Raw genomic sequence first — 16669 nt, forward strand, 5'->3', positions numbered from 1 at the left:
ACGCGGCCGAGGTCTGTCAGGAAGCGGAGAGACGCCCCACGACGTCTTCCACAGAGACCGTGTCGCGGTCGCCGGTGCGGCGATCCCACAGCTCGACCTGACCGTCGGCCGCACCGCGTCCGACGATGACGATCTTCGGCACGCCGACGAGTTCGGCGTCACCGAACTTCACGCCGGGCGAGACCTTCGGGCGGTCGTCGTAGAGCACGTCGAGACCAGCGGCCTCGAGCTGTGTGGAGAGTCCCTCTGCCACCTCGAACGCGACCTGGTCCCGACCGGCGGCGACGACCTGCACGTCGAACGGCGCGACGGAAGCGGGCCAGATCAGGCCCTTCTCGTCGTTGTTCAGCTCGGCGATGATCGCGAGGATGCGGGTCACGCCGATGCCGTACGAGCCCATCGTGACGGTGACGAGCTTGCCGTTCTCGTTCAAGACCTTGAGTCCCAGGGCCTCGGCGTACTTGCGGCCGAGCTGGAAGACGTGACCGATCTCCATGCCCCGGGCGAGCTCGACCGGGCCGGAGCCGTCGGGGGCGGGATCTCCCGCACGCACGTTCGCGATCTCCACGATCCCGTCGGCGGCGAAGTCGCGACCGGCGACGACGGAGTGCGCATGCTTCTGATCGATGTTCGCGCCGGTGATCCAGCTGGTGCCCTCGCTGACGCGCGGGTCGACCAGATAGCGGATGCCGGTGGCCGACTCCTCGCCGAGCACGGCGCCGGTCGGCGACCAGGGACCGATGTATCCCTTCACCAGAAGCGGATTGTTCTCGAAGTCATCCGCCGTGGCCGTCTCGACCGCGGCGGGCGCGAACGCCACCTCGGCGCGTTTCTCATCGACCTCGCGGTCGCCGGGGATGCCGACGATGACAAGCTCGCGAGTGCCGTCCAGGTGGGTCAGGGCGAGGACGACGTTCTTCAGCGTGTCGGCCGCCGTGAACTCCCCCTCGAGCTCGCGGTTGGTGTGCGCGACCAGTGTCTCGATCGTCGGCGTGTCCGGCGAGTCGAAGATCACCGGCGCCGCATCTTCGTCGAACGGGATGGCGTCGGGAACCTCGGTGGTGAAAGCCTCGACGTTCGCCGCATATCCGCCGGCGCTGCGCACGAAGGTGTCTTCGCCGACCGGGGTCGGGTGCAGGAACTCTTCGCTGCGGGAACCGCCCATCGCACCGGCATCCGCCTGCACGATGACGTACTCGAGGCCGAGCCTCTGGAAGATGCGCTCGTAGGCATCCCGCTGCGCCTGATAGCTGACGTTCAGGCCCTCATCCGACGAATCGAACGAGTACGCGTCCTTCATCGTGAACTCACGGCCGCGGAGCAGGCCGGCGCGAGGACGAGCCTCGTCGCGGTACTTGTCCTGGATCTGGTAGATCGTGAGCGGCAGATCCTTGTAGGACGAGTACAGGTCCTTCACGAGCAGCGTGAAAGCCTCTTCATGGGTCGGGGCGAGGAGGTAGTCGCCGCCCTTGCGGTCCTGCAGGCGGAAGAGCAGATCGCCGTACTCGTCCCAGCGACCGCTGGCCTCGTAGGCTTCCCGCGGCATGAGTGCGGGGAAATGGACCTCCTGCGCGCCCGCGGCGGCCATCTCGTCGCGGATGACCGTCTCGATCCTCGCCTTGACGCGAAGCCCCAGCGGCAGCCACGCGAAAATGCCGGCGGCCTGCGGGCGGATGTATCCGGCCCGGATCAGCAGCCGGTGACTGGCGACCTCTGCGCCTGCAGGGTCTTCGCGGAGCGTACGGAGGAAGAAGTTCGAAAGACGAGTGACCACGGAGCAAGTCTAGTGAGCCGTGACCACTCGTCTTCGACGCCGTCAGTTGAGCGCGGGCAGGTTCGCGGGCACGACGCCGCCGGCGTACAGGTCGGCCGCGAGCTCCTGGAGTGCGGTGAGCGCGACCCGCTGCGGAAGCGGACCGTAGGAGATCCGGGCGACACCGAGCTTCTCGTACTCCGACGCGGCGAGGGCGCCGGGGATGCCGATCACGCTGACCTTGCGCTCCCCGATGCCCTCGACGAGCTGACGGGTGACGTTCATGTCGAGGATGCCGGGGACGAACACGGCCGTCGCCCCGGCATCGAGGTAGGCGCGCCCGCGCTGGATCGCGTCGGCGATGCTCTCCGGGACCGAGCGTGCACCGGCGCGGACGAAGGCATCCGTCCGCGCATTGAGCGCGAAGGGCACGCCCTCGGCCTCGGCCGCTTTGACGATCGCCGCGACGGCGGCGACGGATTCATCCAGCGGCTTGAGACGGTCTTCGACGTTCGCGCCCACGACGCCGGCCCCGATGGCGAGGCGCGTGGTCTCGCCCGCGTCGCCGTAGCCGTCGTCGAGGTCAGCCGTGACCGGGACCTGGACGGCGGCAGCGATCCGCCCCACCATGTCGATCATGATCTCGCGGGGGGTCGCGCCGTCGTCGTAACCGAACGATGCGGCGATGCCGTGCCCCGCGGTGGCGAGTGCCTTCGTCTCCGGGAGGGCGGCGACCGCCCGCGCGGACACGACATCCCACACGTTCACGACGCGGAGGATCTCCGGAGCGTCATAGAGTCCGACAAGGGTCTGGGCCTTGGATGCAGTCGTCATGATTACACGCTAACGCGGGACACGGACGGTCGGGCCGACTTCGATGCATCAGGCGTTGAGTACCACCTTGAGCGCCTTGGTCTCCGCCGCACGGCTGAACGTGTCGTACGCACTCTCGATGTCGTCGAGCGCGAAGAGGTGGCTGACGAAGCCGCTCGGATCGATGCGCTGCTCCGCGACGAGTTTCGTCAGCATCCGCGCGGTGTTCGCGTTGACGAGTCCTGTCGTGATCGTGAGGTTCTGAATCCACAGCCGGTCCAGCGGGAATTCCACCGGCGCACCGTGAACGCCGACGTTGGCCACGTGGCCACCCGGTCGCACCATCTCGACCGCCATGTCCCACGTCCGGGGAATCCCCACCGCTTCGATGGCGACGTCCACGCCGAGTCCGTCGGTGAGCGCCATCACCTGTTCCCGCCAGTCGCTGTCCGAGGAGACCACCGCGTGCGTGGCGCCGAACTGCAGCGCGAGCTCCGCGCGATTGGCGTCGAGATCGATCGCGATGACCTTGCTCGGCCCGTAGAGCTGGGCCGTCATGACCGCGGCGAGGCCGACCGGACCGGCACCGACGACGGCGACGACATCGCCTGCTTTGACCCCGCCGTACTGCACGCAGATCTCGTGTCCGGTCGGCAGGATGTCACTGAGGAGCACGGCCGTCTCGAGAGCGAGCCCTTCAGGGAGCCGGTGCAGAGACGTCTCCGCGAACGGCACTCTCACGAACTCCGCCTGAGTACCGTCGATGAGGTGCCCGAGGATCCAGCCGATCCCCGATGCGCCTTCGCTCGCAAGGCAGTGCGACTGCAGACCGGCGACGCAGAACTCGCACTTTCCGCAGGCAGTGATGCAGGAGATGATCACGCGGTCGCCCACCGCCAGTCCGGTGACGGCGTCGCCGACCTCCGTGATGACACCCACTCCCTCATGCCCCAGGATGCGCCCGTCGGTGACGTCGGGAACGTCGCCCTTCAGGATGTGGAGATCGGTCCCGCAGATCGTCGTGCTCTCGATGCGGACGATCGCGTCGGTCCCCGCCAGGATCTTCGGATCCGGAACTTCCTCCCATGCCTTCTGACCGGGACCGCGGAAAACAAGTGCCTTCATGAGCTTCTCCTTCATCGAGGATTTCCTGGATCTTCTCCAGTAACATTTTACCATCTGAGGGGCAGTCGTGTCCGGGCTGATGGCCGGTACGCCGCCTAGTGTGGACCCATGCCGCAGCGCCGATCGCATGTGTCCACGTCCGCCGCTCAGACCGAGCTCGCCACGGCCCTCGCCGTCCTGCGGGAAGCTGCCGAGGCATCGCTCGGATTCCAGCCGGGGGTGCTCGCCGAAGCGGATTCGGCCACCGCGCCTCAGCCGACGCTGGATCTTCGGGACCTCTCGTTCGCGACTCTGGACCCGGAGGGCTCGCGCGATCTGGATCAGGCGTTCCAGCTGGAGCGCACCGCATCGGGCTACACCGTTCGATACGCGATCGCAGACGTTCCCGCGTTCGTCGTCCCCGACGGAGCAGTGGATGCCGAAGCTCGTCGTCGCGGGCAGACCCTGTATGCGGCGGATGGCAGAATCCCCTTGCATCCCCCCGTCCTCAGCGAGGATCGCGCATCACTCCTCGCCGGGGTCGACCGCCCGGCGTTGGTCTGGACCTTCTCTCTCGACCCCACGGGTGCGGTGACCGGGTTCCGGCTCGAACGCGCGCTGATCCGCTCTCGCGCGCAACTCGACTACGAGAGCACGCAGCGGTCGCTGGATCGGGGCGAAGACGGACCGGCGTCGCTGCTGCCCGAGATCGGCGCTCTTCGCATCGAGCAGGAGCGACTGCGGGGCGGGGCGAGCCTCAACCTCCCCGACGAGGAGGTCGTGCGCGCCCCCGATGGCACGTATGCGATCGAACGCCGCAGCCCCCTCCCCGTCGAGGAGTGGAACGCCCAGCTCTCACTCATGACCGGGATGGCGGCGGCGTCCCTCATGCTCGATGCCGGGATCGGAATCCTTCGCACGATGCCGGAACCGGATGCCGAGGCCTTCGACACCTTCCGGCACCAGACCGAGGCCCTCGGGCGGTCGTGGACGACGGGCACGTACGGCGAGTACCTTCGCGGGCTCGATCGCCGTGACCCGATCACTCTCCCGGTACTCGAAGCGGCGGCATCCCTGTTCCGGGGCGCCGGCTATCGAGTGTTCGACGGAGCCGTTCCGCAGGACGCAGTACAGGCGGCGATCGCGGCCCCGTACGCCCACGCCACCGCTCCCCTGCGCCGACTCGTCGACCGCTGGACGCTGACGATCTGCCTCGCGGTCTCGAACGGCGAACCGGTACCCGGCTGGGTGCGTGACTCGCTCGACGAGCTCCCCGCTCTCATGCAGGAGTCCAGCCAACGGGCATCCCGGTTGAACTCGGCCACGATCAACACCGTCGAGGCCGCGCTGCTCACTCCGCTTGTCGGGACGACGATCGAGGCGACCGTGATCGCGCTGCGCGGCGAGCGTGCGACGATCCAGATCGCGGAACCGGCCGTCACGGCGACAGCACCCGTTCCCCCCGGCGCGAAGCCGGGCGACGTCGTGCGGCTTCGCGTCACCCGTGCGGACATCGCCGCGGGAGAGGTGGAGTTCGCTCTGTGACGCCGCCGCCGGGGTCGTGCACCCGCGCTCCGGTGCGGATCGATTTCGTGCGCTGAGGTCAGACGACAGGGGTCGCCGTCGTCGTCATCACGAGCAGCTGGGGGTCCGTCAGATCGAGCGACACCGAGATCGACGAAAACTCGGACAGCGACCCCACATGGGTGCCACCGCACAGGATCACGGCCTCGCCTTCGGGGAGCTCGCAGTGCCAGCGACGGCGATCGACGATCGTCGGCCCCTCCGTCTCGACCCGGCTTGTGGCCCCTGCGGCGATCCACCCGGTGAGCTGAGCGTTGATCCGCTGCTCCCGGTCGGCGAGAGTCGCCGCGAAGGTCTCGGTGTCGAAGCCCGCACGGCGAAGGCTCTTGCCGAGACGGTACTCATCGACCGCGCCGTCCTCGTGGATGCGACTGGACTGATTGGCGCGCCCCTCGAAGTCCGGATTCCCGAGCGCGTCCGCACCCGGATCCTTCCGCCACAGGTCGGCGACAGCGAGATCCAGAGCAAGAGAGGCGAGATGGCAAGCCGTGTGGCCGCGGCTGAGTCCTTCACGCCGAGAGCCGTCGACGCTCAGCCGCACACGGGAGCCTTTGTCAAGCCATGCGGGAGCCGCGCCGTCGATGCGGTGAGCGACGAGCCAGGTCCACCCCTCGGTACCGCGCTTGACGGGGATGTCGCTCCCGACGGCGAACTCGCTCTCGTCGGAGACCGCAGCCATCAGCGCCTCGACGACCGGAACCGTCTCATCTCCCGCGGCGATCGCGCCGGCATCACCCGGCTGGTCGGGCCAGGTGTGGTCGACGGGGTGGAACGGCGTCGCATCGACGACGACGACCGTCCCGTCGGGGCCGCTCTCCACCCGGGTGACCATGCCCTCCCCTGTGGTGGCGCCGCCGGCGAAGGACACGATGGTGGGCGTCGACATGGATCTCCTCTGCGGTCAGACCGCGACGACCTGAGCGGTGCCGAGAGGCGCTTCGGGCCCCATCTCGGCAGCGATCCGGTTCGCCTCTTCGATCAGGGTCGCGACGATGTCCGCTTCCGGAACGGTCTTGATGACCTCGCCCTTGACGAAGATCTGCCCCTTGCCGTTGCCGGACGCCACGCCGAGGTCAGCTTCCCGAGCCTCACCGGGTCCGTTCACGACGCATCCCATGACAGCCACGCGCAGCGGCACCGTCATATCTTTGAGCCCCTCGGTGACGTCCTCGGCGAGCGTGTACACGTCGACCTGGGCACGACCGCACGAGGGGCACGAGACGATCTCGAGCTTGCGCTCGCGCAGGTTGAGCGACTGCAGGATCTGGTGTCCGACCTTGACCTCCTCCGCGGGAGGAGCAGACAGGGACACGCGGATGGTGTCGCCGATGCCCTCGCCGAGCAGGATGCCGAAGGCCGTCGCGCTCTTGATCGTCCCCTGGAATGCCGGGCCGGCCTCGGTCACACCGAGATGCAGAGGCCAGTCGCCACGCTCGGCGAGCTGACGATAGGCCTTCACCATCACGATCGGGTCGTTGTGCTTGACCGAGATCTTGAAGTCGTGGAAGTCGTGCTCCTCGAACAGCGACGCCTCCCAGACAGCGCTCTCGACGAGTGCTTCGGCGGTCGCCTTGCCGTGCTTGGCGAGGATCCGACGGTCCAGGGATCCGGCGTTCACTCCGATTCGCAGCGAGACGCCCGCGGCTTTGGCGGCTGCCGCGATCTTGCCGACGTTGCCGTCGAACTCCCGGATGTTTCCCGGGTTTACACGAACGGCGCCACAACCGGCGTCGATCGCGGTGTAGATGTAGCGCGGCTGGAAGTGGATGTCGGCGATCACCGGGATCTGGCTCTTCATCGCGATGATCTTCAGGGCGTCCGCATCGTCTTGGTGCGGCACGGCGACACGAACGATCTCGCAGCCCGACGCCGTGAGTTCGGCGATCTGCTGCAGCGTCCCGTTGATGTCGGTCGTCTTCGTGGTCGTCATCGACTGCACGCTGACGGGAGCGTTGCCGCCCACGAGCACCTTGCCCACTTTGATCTGCCGAGACTTCCGGCGGGGGGCGAGGACTTCGGGGATCTTCGGCATTCCGAGGTTCACTGCTGGCACCCCTCAAGCCTACGCCGCCAGGATGCAAGTGGGCTGGACGGACGCACCTACGCTGGAGGGATGGCGGTCGTTCTTCTCACGGGCTTCGAGCCCTTCGACGGCGCGGCGCGCAACCCCTCGGCCGATGCTGTGAACGCGGTCGCCGCCGACTACGACGGTCCGCACGAGCTCGTCGTCGCGACACTGCCCGTCGCTTTCGAGTCATCCGCGCGACGCCTCCGCGCGGTGATCGACCGGCACTCCCCCGACGCCGTCATCGCCACCGGGCTCGCCGGTGGGCGTCCGCAGATCGCGGTCGAGCGCATCGGCGTGAACCTGATGGACGCGCGCATCCCCGACAACGACGGCGCCCAGCCCGTCGATGCCGCCTGCGAACCCGATGGTCCCGCGGCCCGCTTCGCGACCCTTCCGGTCAAGCACCTGGTCCGGACCCTCACCGCGCACGGGCTGCCGGCACAGCTCTCGCTGTCGGCGGGTTCCTACGTGTGCAATCACGTGCTCTACACCGCACTGGGCGCTGTCCCGGCCAACACCGTCACAGGGTTCGTGCATCTTCCGTGGTCGACGAGCACCGCACCGGCGGAGGCTCCGCATCTCCCCGACGAGGAGTTGGCGCGTGCGGTGCGCCTCGTCGTGGATCATGCCCTCGATGCGGAGGTCGAGGAGCCCGGCGGAAGCATCTGGTGACGTCATCGCGCCGAAGCCGGCATCGGCGATGTGGTAGTTTCGGCCCCATGCTCGCGAACTTCACCTGGTGGCCCGCCTTCTAGGCGGTGTGTTCGCGTTCCCACGAATCCAGACCGCCTCCCGGGCGGTTTTTTCGTTGCGCCGAGCCGGAGCCTTGCACAGGAGACATCGATGACCCTCTCACGACTCGCCGAGCTCACCGCCGACCCGGCAGCATGCTTCGTGTTGATCGCCCGCGACGGCGCCGACACCGTCGAACTGCTCAGCGGCGACGTGGTGGATGTCGACCTGCTCGCCGACATCCCGCTCACGATCGACGGAACCTCCCGCGAGATCTTCGCCATGGTTCCCTATCGTCAGGTGCGCGAACGCGGATTCGTCGCCCAGGACGACGGCGCTCCGCTGCGATGCGTGATCGTCGACGAGCATCTCCACCTGCCGACGTCGCAGCTCCTCGCCGCGCTCCCGACCGCTCCCGTGCCGCTGCACGACGACGGGTTCGACATCGCGGATGCGGAGTACGCGGCGATCGTCGAGAAGGTCATCGCGGAGGAGATCGGTCGCGGCGAGGGCGCGAACTTCGTCATCCGGCGCGACTTCACCGCGGACATCGACATGGACGACCGGACGGCGGCGCTGACCTGGTTCCGCGCCCTGCTCACGCACGAACGCGGGGCGTACTGGACGTTCGCCGTCTTCACCCCCGGCCACATCGCCGTCGGCGCGAGCCCCGAGGCGCATGTCGTCGCCCGCGAGGGCGTCGTCACGATGAATCCGATCTCCGGGACGTTCCGTCACCCCGCAGGCGGGGCCACCAAAGAGACCCTGATCGACTTCCTCGCCTCCACCAAGGAGACCGAGGAGCTGTTCATGGTCGTGGATGAAGAGCTGAAGATGATGAGCGCCGTGTGCTCCGACGGTGGACGGATCACCGGTCCGCACCTGAAGGAGATGTCGCGGCTCACGCACACCGAGTACATGCTGCGCGGACGCAGCACCCTGGACCCGCGCGACATCCTGCGCGAGACGATGTTCGCACCGACCGTGACCGGATCCCCGATGCAGAACGCCTGCGCCGTGATCCGACGCCACGAACGGAAGCCTCGCGGCTATTACTCGGGCGTCGCCGCACTGTTCACCCCGAACGCCGACGGCGGACACGACCTCGATGCGCCGATCCTGATCCGCACCGTGTACCTGCAGGACGGGGAGCTCAGTGTGCCCGTCGGTGCCACCCTGGTTCGTCACTCCGATCCGCAGGGAGAGGTCTCCGAGACCCACGGAAAGGCCGCAGGGGTGCTGGGTGCGATCGGTGCCATCGACCGGGACCGCGTGGCCGAGGCACGCAGCGATGCCGATGCGCCGGCCGAGGAGCGTGCTCTCGCCGATGATCCCCAGGTCGCCGCGCTGCTCTCTTCACGCAATGCGCGCCTGGCCGAATTCTGGCTGAACCCGCAGGGCGAGGAGTTCACCGGCCCGTTCGTCGGACGCACCGCACTGGTCGTGGACGCGGAAGACCGGTTCACGACCATGCTCGCCCATCAGCTCCGTCACCTCGGTCTCACCGTGACCATCGCCGGATGGAGCGAGGTGCAGGATGCCGACCTCGATGCCGCCGACCTCGTCGTCGCGGGCCCGGGCCCCGGGGATCCCCGGGATCTGCAGAACCGCCGGATCGCCAGGATGCGCGAGGTGGTCGCCCGTCGCCTCGATGCAGGAGCCCCGCTGCTGGCCGTGTGCCTCAGCCACCAGATCCTCGCCGACCGACTCGGGGTGGCACTGACCCCGCTCGACGCCCCGCATCAGGGGCTGCAGAAGTCCGTCCCGGTGTTCGGGGAGAACGCCTCGATCGGCTTCTACAACACGTTCACCGCACGCGTCGCCCCCGAGACGACGACGGTCGGGCCGGCGGAGGTCTCGGCCGACGCCGCCTCCGGCGACGTGTTCGCTCTGCGCGGTGCCCACTTCGCCTCCGTACAGGGACATCTCGAGTCGATCCTCTCGCGCGACGGCATCCGCACGCTCGAGCGCCTCGTGTCGCACGCTTTCGCCTGAGCGGTCAGCCGAGCTCGTAGGACAGGGAGGCCAGCCGCACACTGGCTCGGTCGCGGTGCGCCGCGAGATAGAGAAGCTTGCCGGACAGCCCGGTGAACAGCCCGACCCTGCTCGCGTACGGCGGTTCGTCGACCTCACCGAGCGGATCGCGGATGAGCATCTCGAGCGCCTCACGACGCGTTCGATCGGCATCACGGCGTCCCCACCGGTCGATGTACGGCGCTGACTGCTGAACGATCGCACGGCCGAGGCTGCCGTGACAGAGAGACGTCCCCGTGAGAGGAGAACCCACCATCCTCTCGCGCAGTTCATCGATGCCCGACTCATGCCCCACCTGCAACCGTGACTCGATCTGGCCGGTCGCTCCCCAGCACCATGAACCGGAGAGCGCCTTCTGCGCCTGCTCCCTGTCCCCGGCAGCTTCCGCCTTGGCGAGGAGCGTCTGCTCGAGGTCGAAGCACTCGCTCACGAACGCACGCACGTCGGGATCGTCGCCCTCAGCGGCAAGAGCGAGCACGATCCCGGACATCCCGTGGGCGAGGCCCGGCTCGGCACGCCCCTTCCTCAGCGTCGTGGCGACGATCTCGACCAGCCGGTCGCGAGCCGCCGAGCCGAGTCGCGACAACGGAGCTGCGCCGCGAATCGCCCCGAGACGCTCTGCAGCGAGCATCACACCGGCGGCGCCGTTGAGATGATCGGGGGAAGCCATGCTCGGAGACAGGCCGTCCAGTGCCACACACACGACGCCCAGCCGGTCGAGCGTCTCCGCGTCGTCGCGCAACCGGGCGGCCTCCCCCAACGCGAGCGCCGCGCCGAGTGGGCCCTCACCCAGTCCGAGCGAGAGCACTTCATCCGTCGATCGTGCCCGGCTCTCGACGAATCTCTCCAGCGCGCGCAGCAGCGAGGCGCTCGTCAGACGATAGAGATCATCGGCCCGATGACTCTCCAGACCCGCAGCACCGGCGGCGAGGACGATCCCCGCCAGTCCGTCGTAGACGCCGTTCCGCGTCACGAAGATCTCGTGGCGACTCGGAGAGTGCTGAATCGACGAGATCCACCACACATGATCGCCCGTCCGCTGCGCGGTCGCACGGAGCCGGTCGACGATCTGCTCGATCATCGGAACCGGGCTCGGCATCCGTCGCACGTCCTGCGGCACGGTCCGGGGTGTCGAGTCCACGGTCCAATCCGGATCCTCGAGGCCCAGCTCGAGACTCCGTCGCAGCAGGTGGGTCTGACCGGGCACCGCGCCCCGGTCCGTGAGGGCGAGGAAGCGCTCGGTCCACAGGCCGAGTACGTCGCGTCCGGTCCCCAGGGCGTTCCCCGTGCCCGACTCGAGGCGACCTCGCCCGACATCGACTTCGAACACGGGCACGCAGCCGTCATCGAGCTGCCGTGCCTCCTCCTGCAGGATCCACGCGACCTCTGCGCTCGAAGGCGAGGCCTCGGCCGTTCGCTCGCCGTGCGGCGCCTTCACCTGGAGCAGACTGACGAACGACGCCGTGGAGCGCGTGAGGATCCGGCACCTCAGGTCGTCCCGCCGTGCGACGGCGGTGATGATGCGCTCCTGCACGTCCGGATCGCTCAGACGAGCCGACGCGTCGCCGAAGCCCTCCTCGAGATCGGCGACATGATCGGCGAACGGGGCGCGGGTCGAGCCGATGTGGGGCTGACTCCCGAACACCTGAGGCTCGAGCAGCCGCTCGTACGATGTGCGCAGTACTCCGTCTCGGCGGGTGATCCTCCGTGCCTGCGCCTGCCGCGCAGGGTCGGCGAACGCACCGAGGGCACTCGCGTCGTACGGATCGGCGTCCTCGAAGCGTTTGCCCCAGTTGGGGACGAGGAGCGTCGTGAGGAGGCTGGGGGCGTTTCGGGCGAAGTACCCGTCTTCGGCCGGCGACGAGGAGGACAGCCCGGAACCGAACGCGCACTCCGCGTCGATGACGTACGGCGCACCCCGCGCGCACTTCACGTTCTCGTAGTGGAGGTCCTGCATGCCGAGGGCGCTCGCGACCGCGATCAGTGCACCGAATCGTCGGTAGTAGACGGCACGCTCCCGGTCTGTCTCCACGTTCTCGAAGACGATGTACTCCTGCCAGCCGTGCGTCCCGCGATCGAGAGTCCGCGGGATCCTCGGCGGATCGGGCAGCTCCAGGATGCCGAGGATCTCGTCGATGAGCACATCCGGTGCGAGCGAGCGCGGCTTGTACACCAGCACCGGGCGTCCCTCGGCATAGATGCCGAGGACCGCTCCGCGCGGATGCACGTCTCCGAGGACCTTCAGGTGGCTCACGGAGGCGAGCAACTCCGCTGCCCAGGTTCCCGACGCGAGTTCGGCACGGAGATCGTCGACGAACAGGCGCGCAGCGCGGCGGAAGACGGTTCCGAGCCGCTCCGCTCTCGGAACGAGATCGCCGAGATCCATCAACTCCGCCCAGCGGTGCCCGGACTCGGCGAACTCGTCCCACATCTCACGGCCGTCGTCAGGGATGGAACGTCCACTCACCCGCTCGTACTCATCCTGCGCAGCAAGCGAGAGAAGCGTCGTCGCCTGCGAAACGAACGAGCTCGCGAACGCGCCCACCAATGCGCCCTCCGCAAGGACGTCACATGTGCGCTCGAGCTCGGACAGCTCCTCGCACAGGTCGCTCACCTGCGACCAGATCAGCAGGACGGGCCAGTTATGGCGTTCCGAGTCCCCGATGTCCTCGACCCACGCCGCGGGGGTTGGGCCTGGCATCCGGTGCTAGGCGCGCCAGCCGAACGTCACCGGGGCAGCGGGTTCCGCTGCGAATGTCGGACCGACGGCGCAATTGCACACCGTGTTGTTCTGGCAGGTGGGCCCCATGATCGTCGTGCACATCTGGGGGTTGTTGGTCTCGGTGGCGGACACGGTCGTGTCGATCGCCTCGGTGTCACGGCCGACCAAACTGCGGAAGATGGCCTCGTCGATCGTCTCCCGCCCCGACGAGATGTCGTTCGAGGCTGCGGAGTCCGACGCTTCGCGAACAGCGATCCTGAGATCAGCGATACTCGTCATTTCGTCTCTCCTTCGTTTCGACTGACTGTGCGGCAACTGCGCCGCTCTTCCCTGCCACGGTACGCAGGCACCCGCCGAGAGTCAACGAAGCGCACTGCCCTCGGCGGTCTCGTCCCGCTTCGTCTGCGTGGCGCGGCCGGCCTCCCACTCCTCGCGGAGGATGGCGTAGATCACCACGTCATTCCAGCGCCCGTCGCGCCACTGCGCGCTTCTCACGATTCCCTCCCGCGACATACCGCCAGGACGGGCCGAGGGGTTCTTCGGTGCTGCCGCCGCCGCCGTCGCCGCCTCGATCCGGTGGGTGGCGGTCGTCGAGAACAGGTAGTCGATGAGCAGCACCAAACCACTCGACGCCGCGCGCGTGCGGCGGTGCTCCGGAAGCACGAGGAGACCGATCCCCCAGCCCCGATGACGAGGAGAGCCACCGTAGTCGTACCCGGGAAACCAACTCACCTGGCCGATCGTCGCGCGATCACGCACCAGACGCATCCGACCGCCGTCCGGCGTGATCATCCCCAGCCCCGGGCTCTGCGGCCCGAACGGCGGCACCTGGGTGTAGCCGAAGCCGAACCAGTTGTTGGGCTGCCAGGCCTCGGGGTCACGAAGACGCTCCGCCATCTCCGCTTCGGACTGGGGGTCGTATGGTCGCAGTGAGTATCCGTGCATGGGTGCCTCCAGGGAGCGTTCGGTCGATCCACGCTTCACTCTGCCACCCATGACGCCGATCACGGCGACCGGCTACTGGAACAGGGACACCGGCTTCACGATGTCGGCGATCAGGAGGAGCGCACCCATCGCGATGAGCACCACCGAGACGACCACCGTGAGAGGCACGAGGCTCGTGGCGTCCACCGGCGCCGGAGGCGGTCGACGGAAGATCTTCGCCCAAATCCTGCGGATGCCGTCCCAGAGCGCGACGACGATGTGGCCGCCGTCGAGGGGAAGCAGCGGTATCAGGTTGAAGACGAACAGCGCGATGTTGAGCATGCCCAGCAAACTCAGGAGGCCCGCCCATCGATCCAGGACGGGCGCATCCACGGAGGCGACCTCTCCGGCGAGTCGGCCGACGCCCACGACGCTCAGCGGACCGTTCGGGTCACGGTCCGCGCCCGCGAACACCGATGCGCCGATGTCCCACAGGCGCGCCGGGAGGTTGAGGATCATGGTCGCCACGCGTCCGGCGGAATCGACCGCCATCTCCGGTCCGGCCGAGAGCGGCTGCTGGATGTAGCCCATCTGGGAGTACATGCCCGCGTAGCCGACCTCCTTCACCACCGGGTCGCCGTTCTCGTCCTGCAGCGGCCGGCCGCTGGCGTCCGTGATCGTGCGTTCGGCGGCGATGGGAGTCAGGCTCAGCGACTCGTCGGAGCCGTCGCGGCGCACGACGACATCCAGCACTTCGCCCGGCGAGGCCTGAATGATGGCGGTCGCATCGGCGAACGTCGACACCGGCTGTCCGTCGACGGAGAGGATCACGTCGCCGGGCTGCACTCCGGCCTCGGCAGCCGGAGACTCAGGGTCGTCAGGCGAGCACTCGGTGGCCGTGGACGCGGAAGGCACCACGCACTCACTCACCGCGGATATCGTCGTGGTGCCCTGCTGGAGGCCGATCCCGGAAAGCAGGATCGTGAAGATCACGGTCGCGAGCAGCAGGTTCATCACCGGCCCGCCGAGCATCACGATCACTCGCTTCCACACCGGCAGGCGGTAGAAGACGCGATCCTCCGCGCCGTCGGCGATGGTCTCGTCGTTGGCGGATCGGGCGTCCTGGATGAGCGACCGGAAGAGACCGGATGCGGGGCCCGAGCTCTTCGAGGGCGGGTACATCCCGGACATCGAGATGAAGCCACCCAGCGGCAGCATCTTGAATCCGTACTCGGTCTCGCCGATGCGCTTCGACCACAGACGCGGTCCGAAACCGATCATGTACTGGCCGACGCGCACGCCGAAGAGCTTCGCGGGGACGAGATGGCCGACCTCGTGCAGACCGATCGAAAGGCCGAGGCCGATCAGCATGAAGAGGATGCCGCCCAGATAGAGCAGGAATTCCACGTGCCAACGCTACTGCCCCCAGCTAGGAATCCGCCCGACGACGCGGGCGCGGCTAGGGTGGAACCGTGAATGCCCGGCAGCTGCGACTCGTACGCGCCGCCGCCGTCTCATCCGTCGCGACACTGCTCGCCGCGCTCTCGCACACGTTCGGTGGCGGTGCCGCACCGCATCCGCTGCTGATCCTCGCGGTCGCGACCCTGCTCACACCGTTCTCGGCCCTGCTCGTGGGGACCAGACAGTCACGCGGTCGCGTGGCATCCGCTGTCTTCGTGGCGCAGGCCGCGTTTCATATGCTGTTCCAGGCACTCGGATCGCCGACCGGCGCCGACACGCTCGGCGGCGTCGGCCACACCCACCACCTGAATCTCGATCTGCTCGGGCCCGCGACATCGGAGACATCCCTCAGCACGACGATGCTGCTCGCGCACCTCGCCGCCGCCGTGCTCACCACTCTGCTGGTCTGGCACGGGGAGACGCTCTTGGGGAGCATCGTGCGGTGGGTCGAGGCGATGTTCCGGCGCGCCGCCGCAGGCGCGCCCGCTCAACACCGCCGACCGCCCCGCCTGCGCTCCACTCTCCTGCCTTCGTTCGATGCCGCCGTCGCGGCTGCTGTGCCCCGTCGCGGGCCTCCTGCGCTCATCCGCGACTGATCCACACGGATCCGTCGCACCGGAGTCGGCCGCTGTCCAGGCGGAACAACCCCCTCGCCGGGTGCGCCGTCGTCGCGCGCCCGCTTTTTCGAGCATCAGCTTTTCGAGCACCAGGAGATTCTTCATGTCCCGTACCACCCGTACCCGCACCCACCGCGCAGCCCTCGCCACCGCCGGCATCCTCAGTGGTGCCGTCCTCGCCCTCGCCGTCCCGACGATGGCGGGCGCGCACGTCGGCGTCAGCCCCGATGAACTCGCCGCCGGAGACCATGGCGTACTCACCTTCTCGTTCTCGCACGGATGCGACAACTCCCCCACCACGGCCCTCCGCATCACGATGCCGGACGGACTCGCTTCTGTGGCGCCGACGATGGACGGCGACTGGAACATCGAGGTCGAGCGCGGTGACGACGGCCTCGTGAGCGCAGTCACCTACACCGCGCTGACGCCCGTTCCCACCGACCTCCGTGGAGCGGTGAGCATGTCCGTGGGGCTCGACGAGAGCACCCCGGAGACACTGGCCTTCCCCGTCGTGCAGGAGTGCGTCGACGGCGCGACCGAGTGGACCCAGCTCGCCGAGAAGGGTGAGGACCCCCACAGCCTGGACGCACCGGCACCGGTGGTCTCCGTCACCGACGCCGCGACCGACGGGCACGGTGATCATGGGTCCGCCGGATCGGCAGACGAGGCAGCGACGACGACGACCGATCCGCTGGGGATCGCGCTCGGAGCCGGCGGACTCGTCGCCGGGATCGCCGCACTGATCGTCGCCGTCCTCGCCTACCGCCGCCGCGCCTGACGCCGTCCGACTCCTTGCGCTCCCCCACGCGGGCGCGCAAGGAGTCGTGCCGCAGAGGTGTTCACCGTGCCGTCGTGAG

General features: G+C 68.3%; 14 protein-coding genes. 5 read left to right on the forward strand and 9 right to left on the reverse strand.

Translation table 11 applies throughout. The annotated features are described in order from the left end of the window. Nucleotides 1–16 precede the first annotated feature (16 nt). Genes ACCO44_RS14295 through ACCO44_RS14305 form a run of 3 tightly spaced genes read right to left on the reverse strand, consistent with a single transcriptional unit; the run spans nucleotide 17 to nucleotide 3691 of the window. Nucleotides 17–1774, reverse strand: a complete 1758-nt coding sequence (locus ACCO44_RS14295) for a proline--tRNA ligase (protein WP_372467039.1) — start codon at nucleotides 1772–1774, stop codon at nucleotides 17–19. Between the two features lie 42 nt (nucleotides 1775–1816). Then, nucleotides 1817–2587: an isocitrate lyase/phosphoenolpyruvate mutase family protein gene (locus tag ACCO44_RS14300; RefSeq protein WP_029263674.1), complete on the reverse strand. Its 771-nt coding sequence runs from the start codon at nucleotides 2585–2587 to the stop codon at nucleotides 1817–1819. A gap of 48 nt (nucleotides 2588–2635) precedes the next feature. Continuing rightward, nucleotides 2636–3691 carry a zinc-dependent alcohol dehydrogenase family protein gene (locus ACCO44_RS14305; protein ID WP_372467041.1) on the reverse strand — a complete coding sequence of 352 codons (1056 nt, stop codon included), beginning with the start codon at nucleotides 3689–3691 and terminating at the stop codon, nucleotides 2636–2638. A 108-nt stretch (nucleotides 3692–3799) separates the two neighbouring features. On the opposite strand from ACCO44_RS14305, the gene ACCO44_RS14310 reads away from it, so the two are divergent. Next, nucleotides 3800–5215 carry an RNB domain-containing ribonuclease gene (locus ACCO44_RS14310; protein WP_372467042.1) on the forward strand — a complete coding sequence of 472 codons (1416 nt, stop codon included), beginning with the start codon at nucleotides 3800–3802 and terminating at the stop codon, nucleotides 5213–5215. A 58-nt stretch (nucleotides 5216–5273) separates the two neighbouring features. On the opposite strand, the gene ACCO44_RS14315 is transcribed toward ACCO44_RS14310, so the two are convergent. Continuing rightward, a complete protein-coding gene (locus ACCO44_RS14315) occupies nucleotides 5274–6140 on the reverse strand; it encodes a hypothetical protein (RefSeq protein WP_372467045.1) in 867 nt (288 codons plus the stop codon). Between the two features lie 15 nt (nucleotides 6141–6155). Then, complete coding sequence (gene ispG / locus ACCO44_RS14320) at nucleotides 6156–7307, reverse strand: flavodoxin-dependent (E)-4-hydroxy-3-methylbut-2-enyl-diphosphate synthase (RefSeq protein ID WP_181156187.1); 1152 nt, start codon at nucleotides 7305–7307, stop codon at nucleotides 6156–6158. 60 nt (nucleotides 7308–7367) lie between these two features. On the opposite strand from ispG, the gene ACCO44_RS14325 reads away from it, so the two are divergent. Beyond that, complete coding sequence (locus tag ACCO44_RS14325; protein WP_372467047.1) at nucleotides 7368–7994, forward strand: pyroglutamyl-peptidase I; 627 nt, start codon at nucleotides 7368–7370, stop codon at nucleotides 7992–7994. A gap of 171 nt (nucleotides 7995–8165) precedes the next feature. Beyond that, nucleotides 8166–10049 carry a chorismate-binding protein gene (locus ACCO44_RS14330; RefSeq protein ID WP_372467048.1) on the forward strand — a complete coding sequence of 628 codons (1884 nt, stop codon included), beginning with the start codon at nucleotides 8166–8168 and terminating at the stop codon, nucleotides 10047–10049. Nucleotides 10050–10053: 4 nt separating this feature from the next. Here the strand turns inward: ACCO44_RS14330 and ACCO44_RS14335 are convergent, their stop codons facing one another. The 4 genes from ACCO44_RS14335 to ACCO44_RS14350 all read right to left on the reverse strand — a co-directional run bounded on the left by ACCO44_RS14335 (nucleotide 10054) and on the right by ACCO44_RS14350 (nucleotide 15141). After that, on the reverse strand, nucleotides 10054–12789 hold the full coding sequence (locus ACCO44_RS14335; protein WP_372467050.1) for a DUF4135 domain-containing protein: 2736 nt from the start codon (nucleotides 12787–12789) through the stop codon (nucleotides 10054–10056). A 6-nt stretch (nucleotides 12790–12795) separates the two neighbouring features. After that, nucleotides 12796–13089 (reverse strand): hypothetical protein, encoded by a 294-nt coding sequence (locus tag ACCO44_RS14340; protein ID WP_029263682.1) that lies wholly within the window; start codon nucleotides 13087–13089, stop codon nucleotides 12796–12798. Between the two features lie 81 nt (nucleotides 13090–13170). Further along, nucleotides 13171–13707, reverse strand: coding sequence for a GNAT family N-acetyltransferase (locus ACCO44_RS14345; RefSeq protein WP_372467052.1), 537 nt, complete (start codon nucleotides 13705–13707; stop codon nucleotides 13171–13173). Between the two features lie 120 nt (nucleotides 13708–13827). Then, a complete protein-coding gene (locus tag ACCO44_RS14350; RefSeq protein WP_029263684.1) occupies nucleotides 13828–15141 on the reverse strand; it encodes an RIP metalloprotease in 1314 nt (437 codons plus the stop codon). A gap of 65 nt (nucleotides 15142–15206) precedes the next feature. Here ACCO44_RS14350 and ACCO44_RS14355 point away from each other — a divergent pair, with 65 nt between their 5' ends. Then, nucleotides 15207–15791 carry a hypothetical protein gene (locus tag ACCO44_RS14355; protein WP_372467056.1) on the forward strand — a complete coding sequence of 195 codons (585 nt, stop codon included), beginning with the start codon at nucleotides 15207–15209 and terminating at the stop codon, nucleotides 15789–15791. A 124-nt stretch (nucleotides 15792–15915) separates the two neighbouring features. Next, nucleotides 15916–16590 (forward strand): YcnI family protein, encoded by a 675-nt coding sequence (locus tag ACCO44_RS14360; RefSeq protein ID WP_372467058.1) that lies wholly within the window; start codon nucleotides 15916–15918, stop codon nucleotides 16588–16590. Nucleotides 16591–16669 lie beyond the last annotated feature (79 nt).

It is taken from the genome of Microbacterium maritypicum (genome assembly GCF_041529975.1).
In the GTDB taxonomy this organism is placed as follows: Bacteria; Actinomycetota; Actinomycetes; order Actinomycetales; family Microbacteriaceae; genus Microbacterium.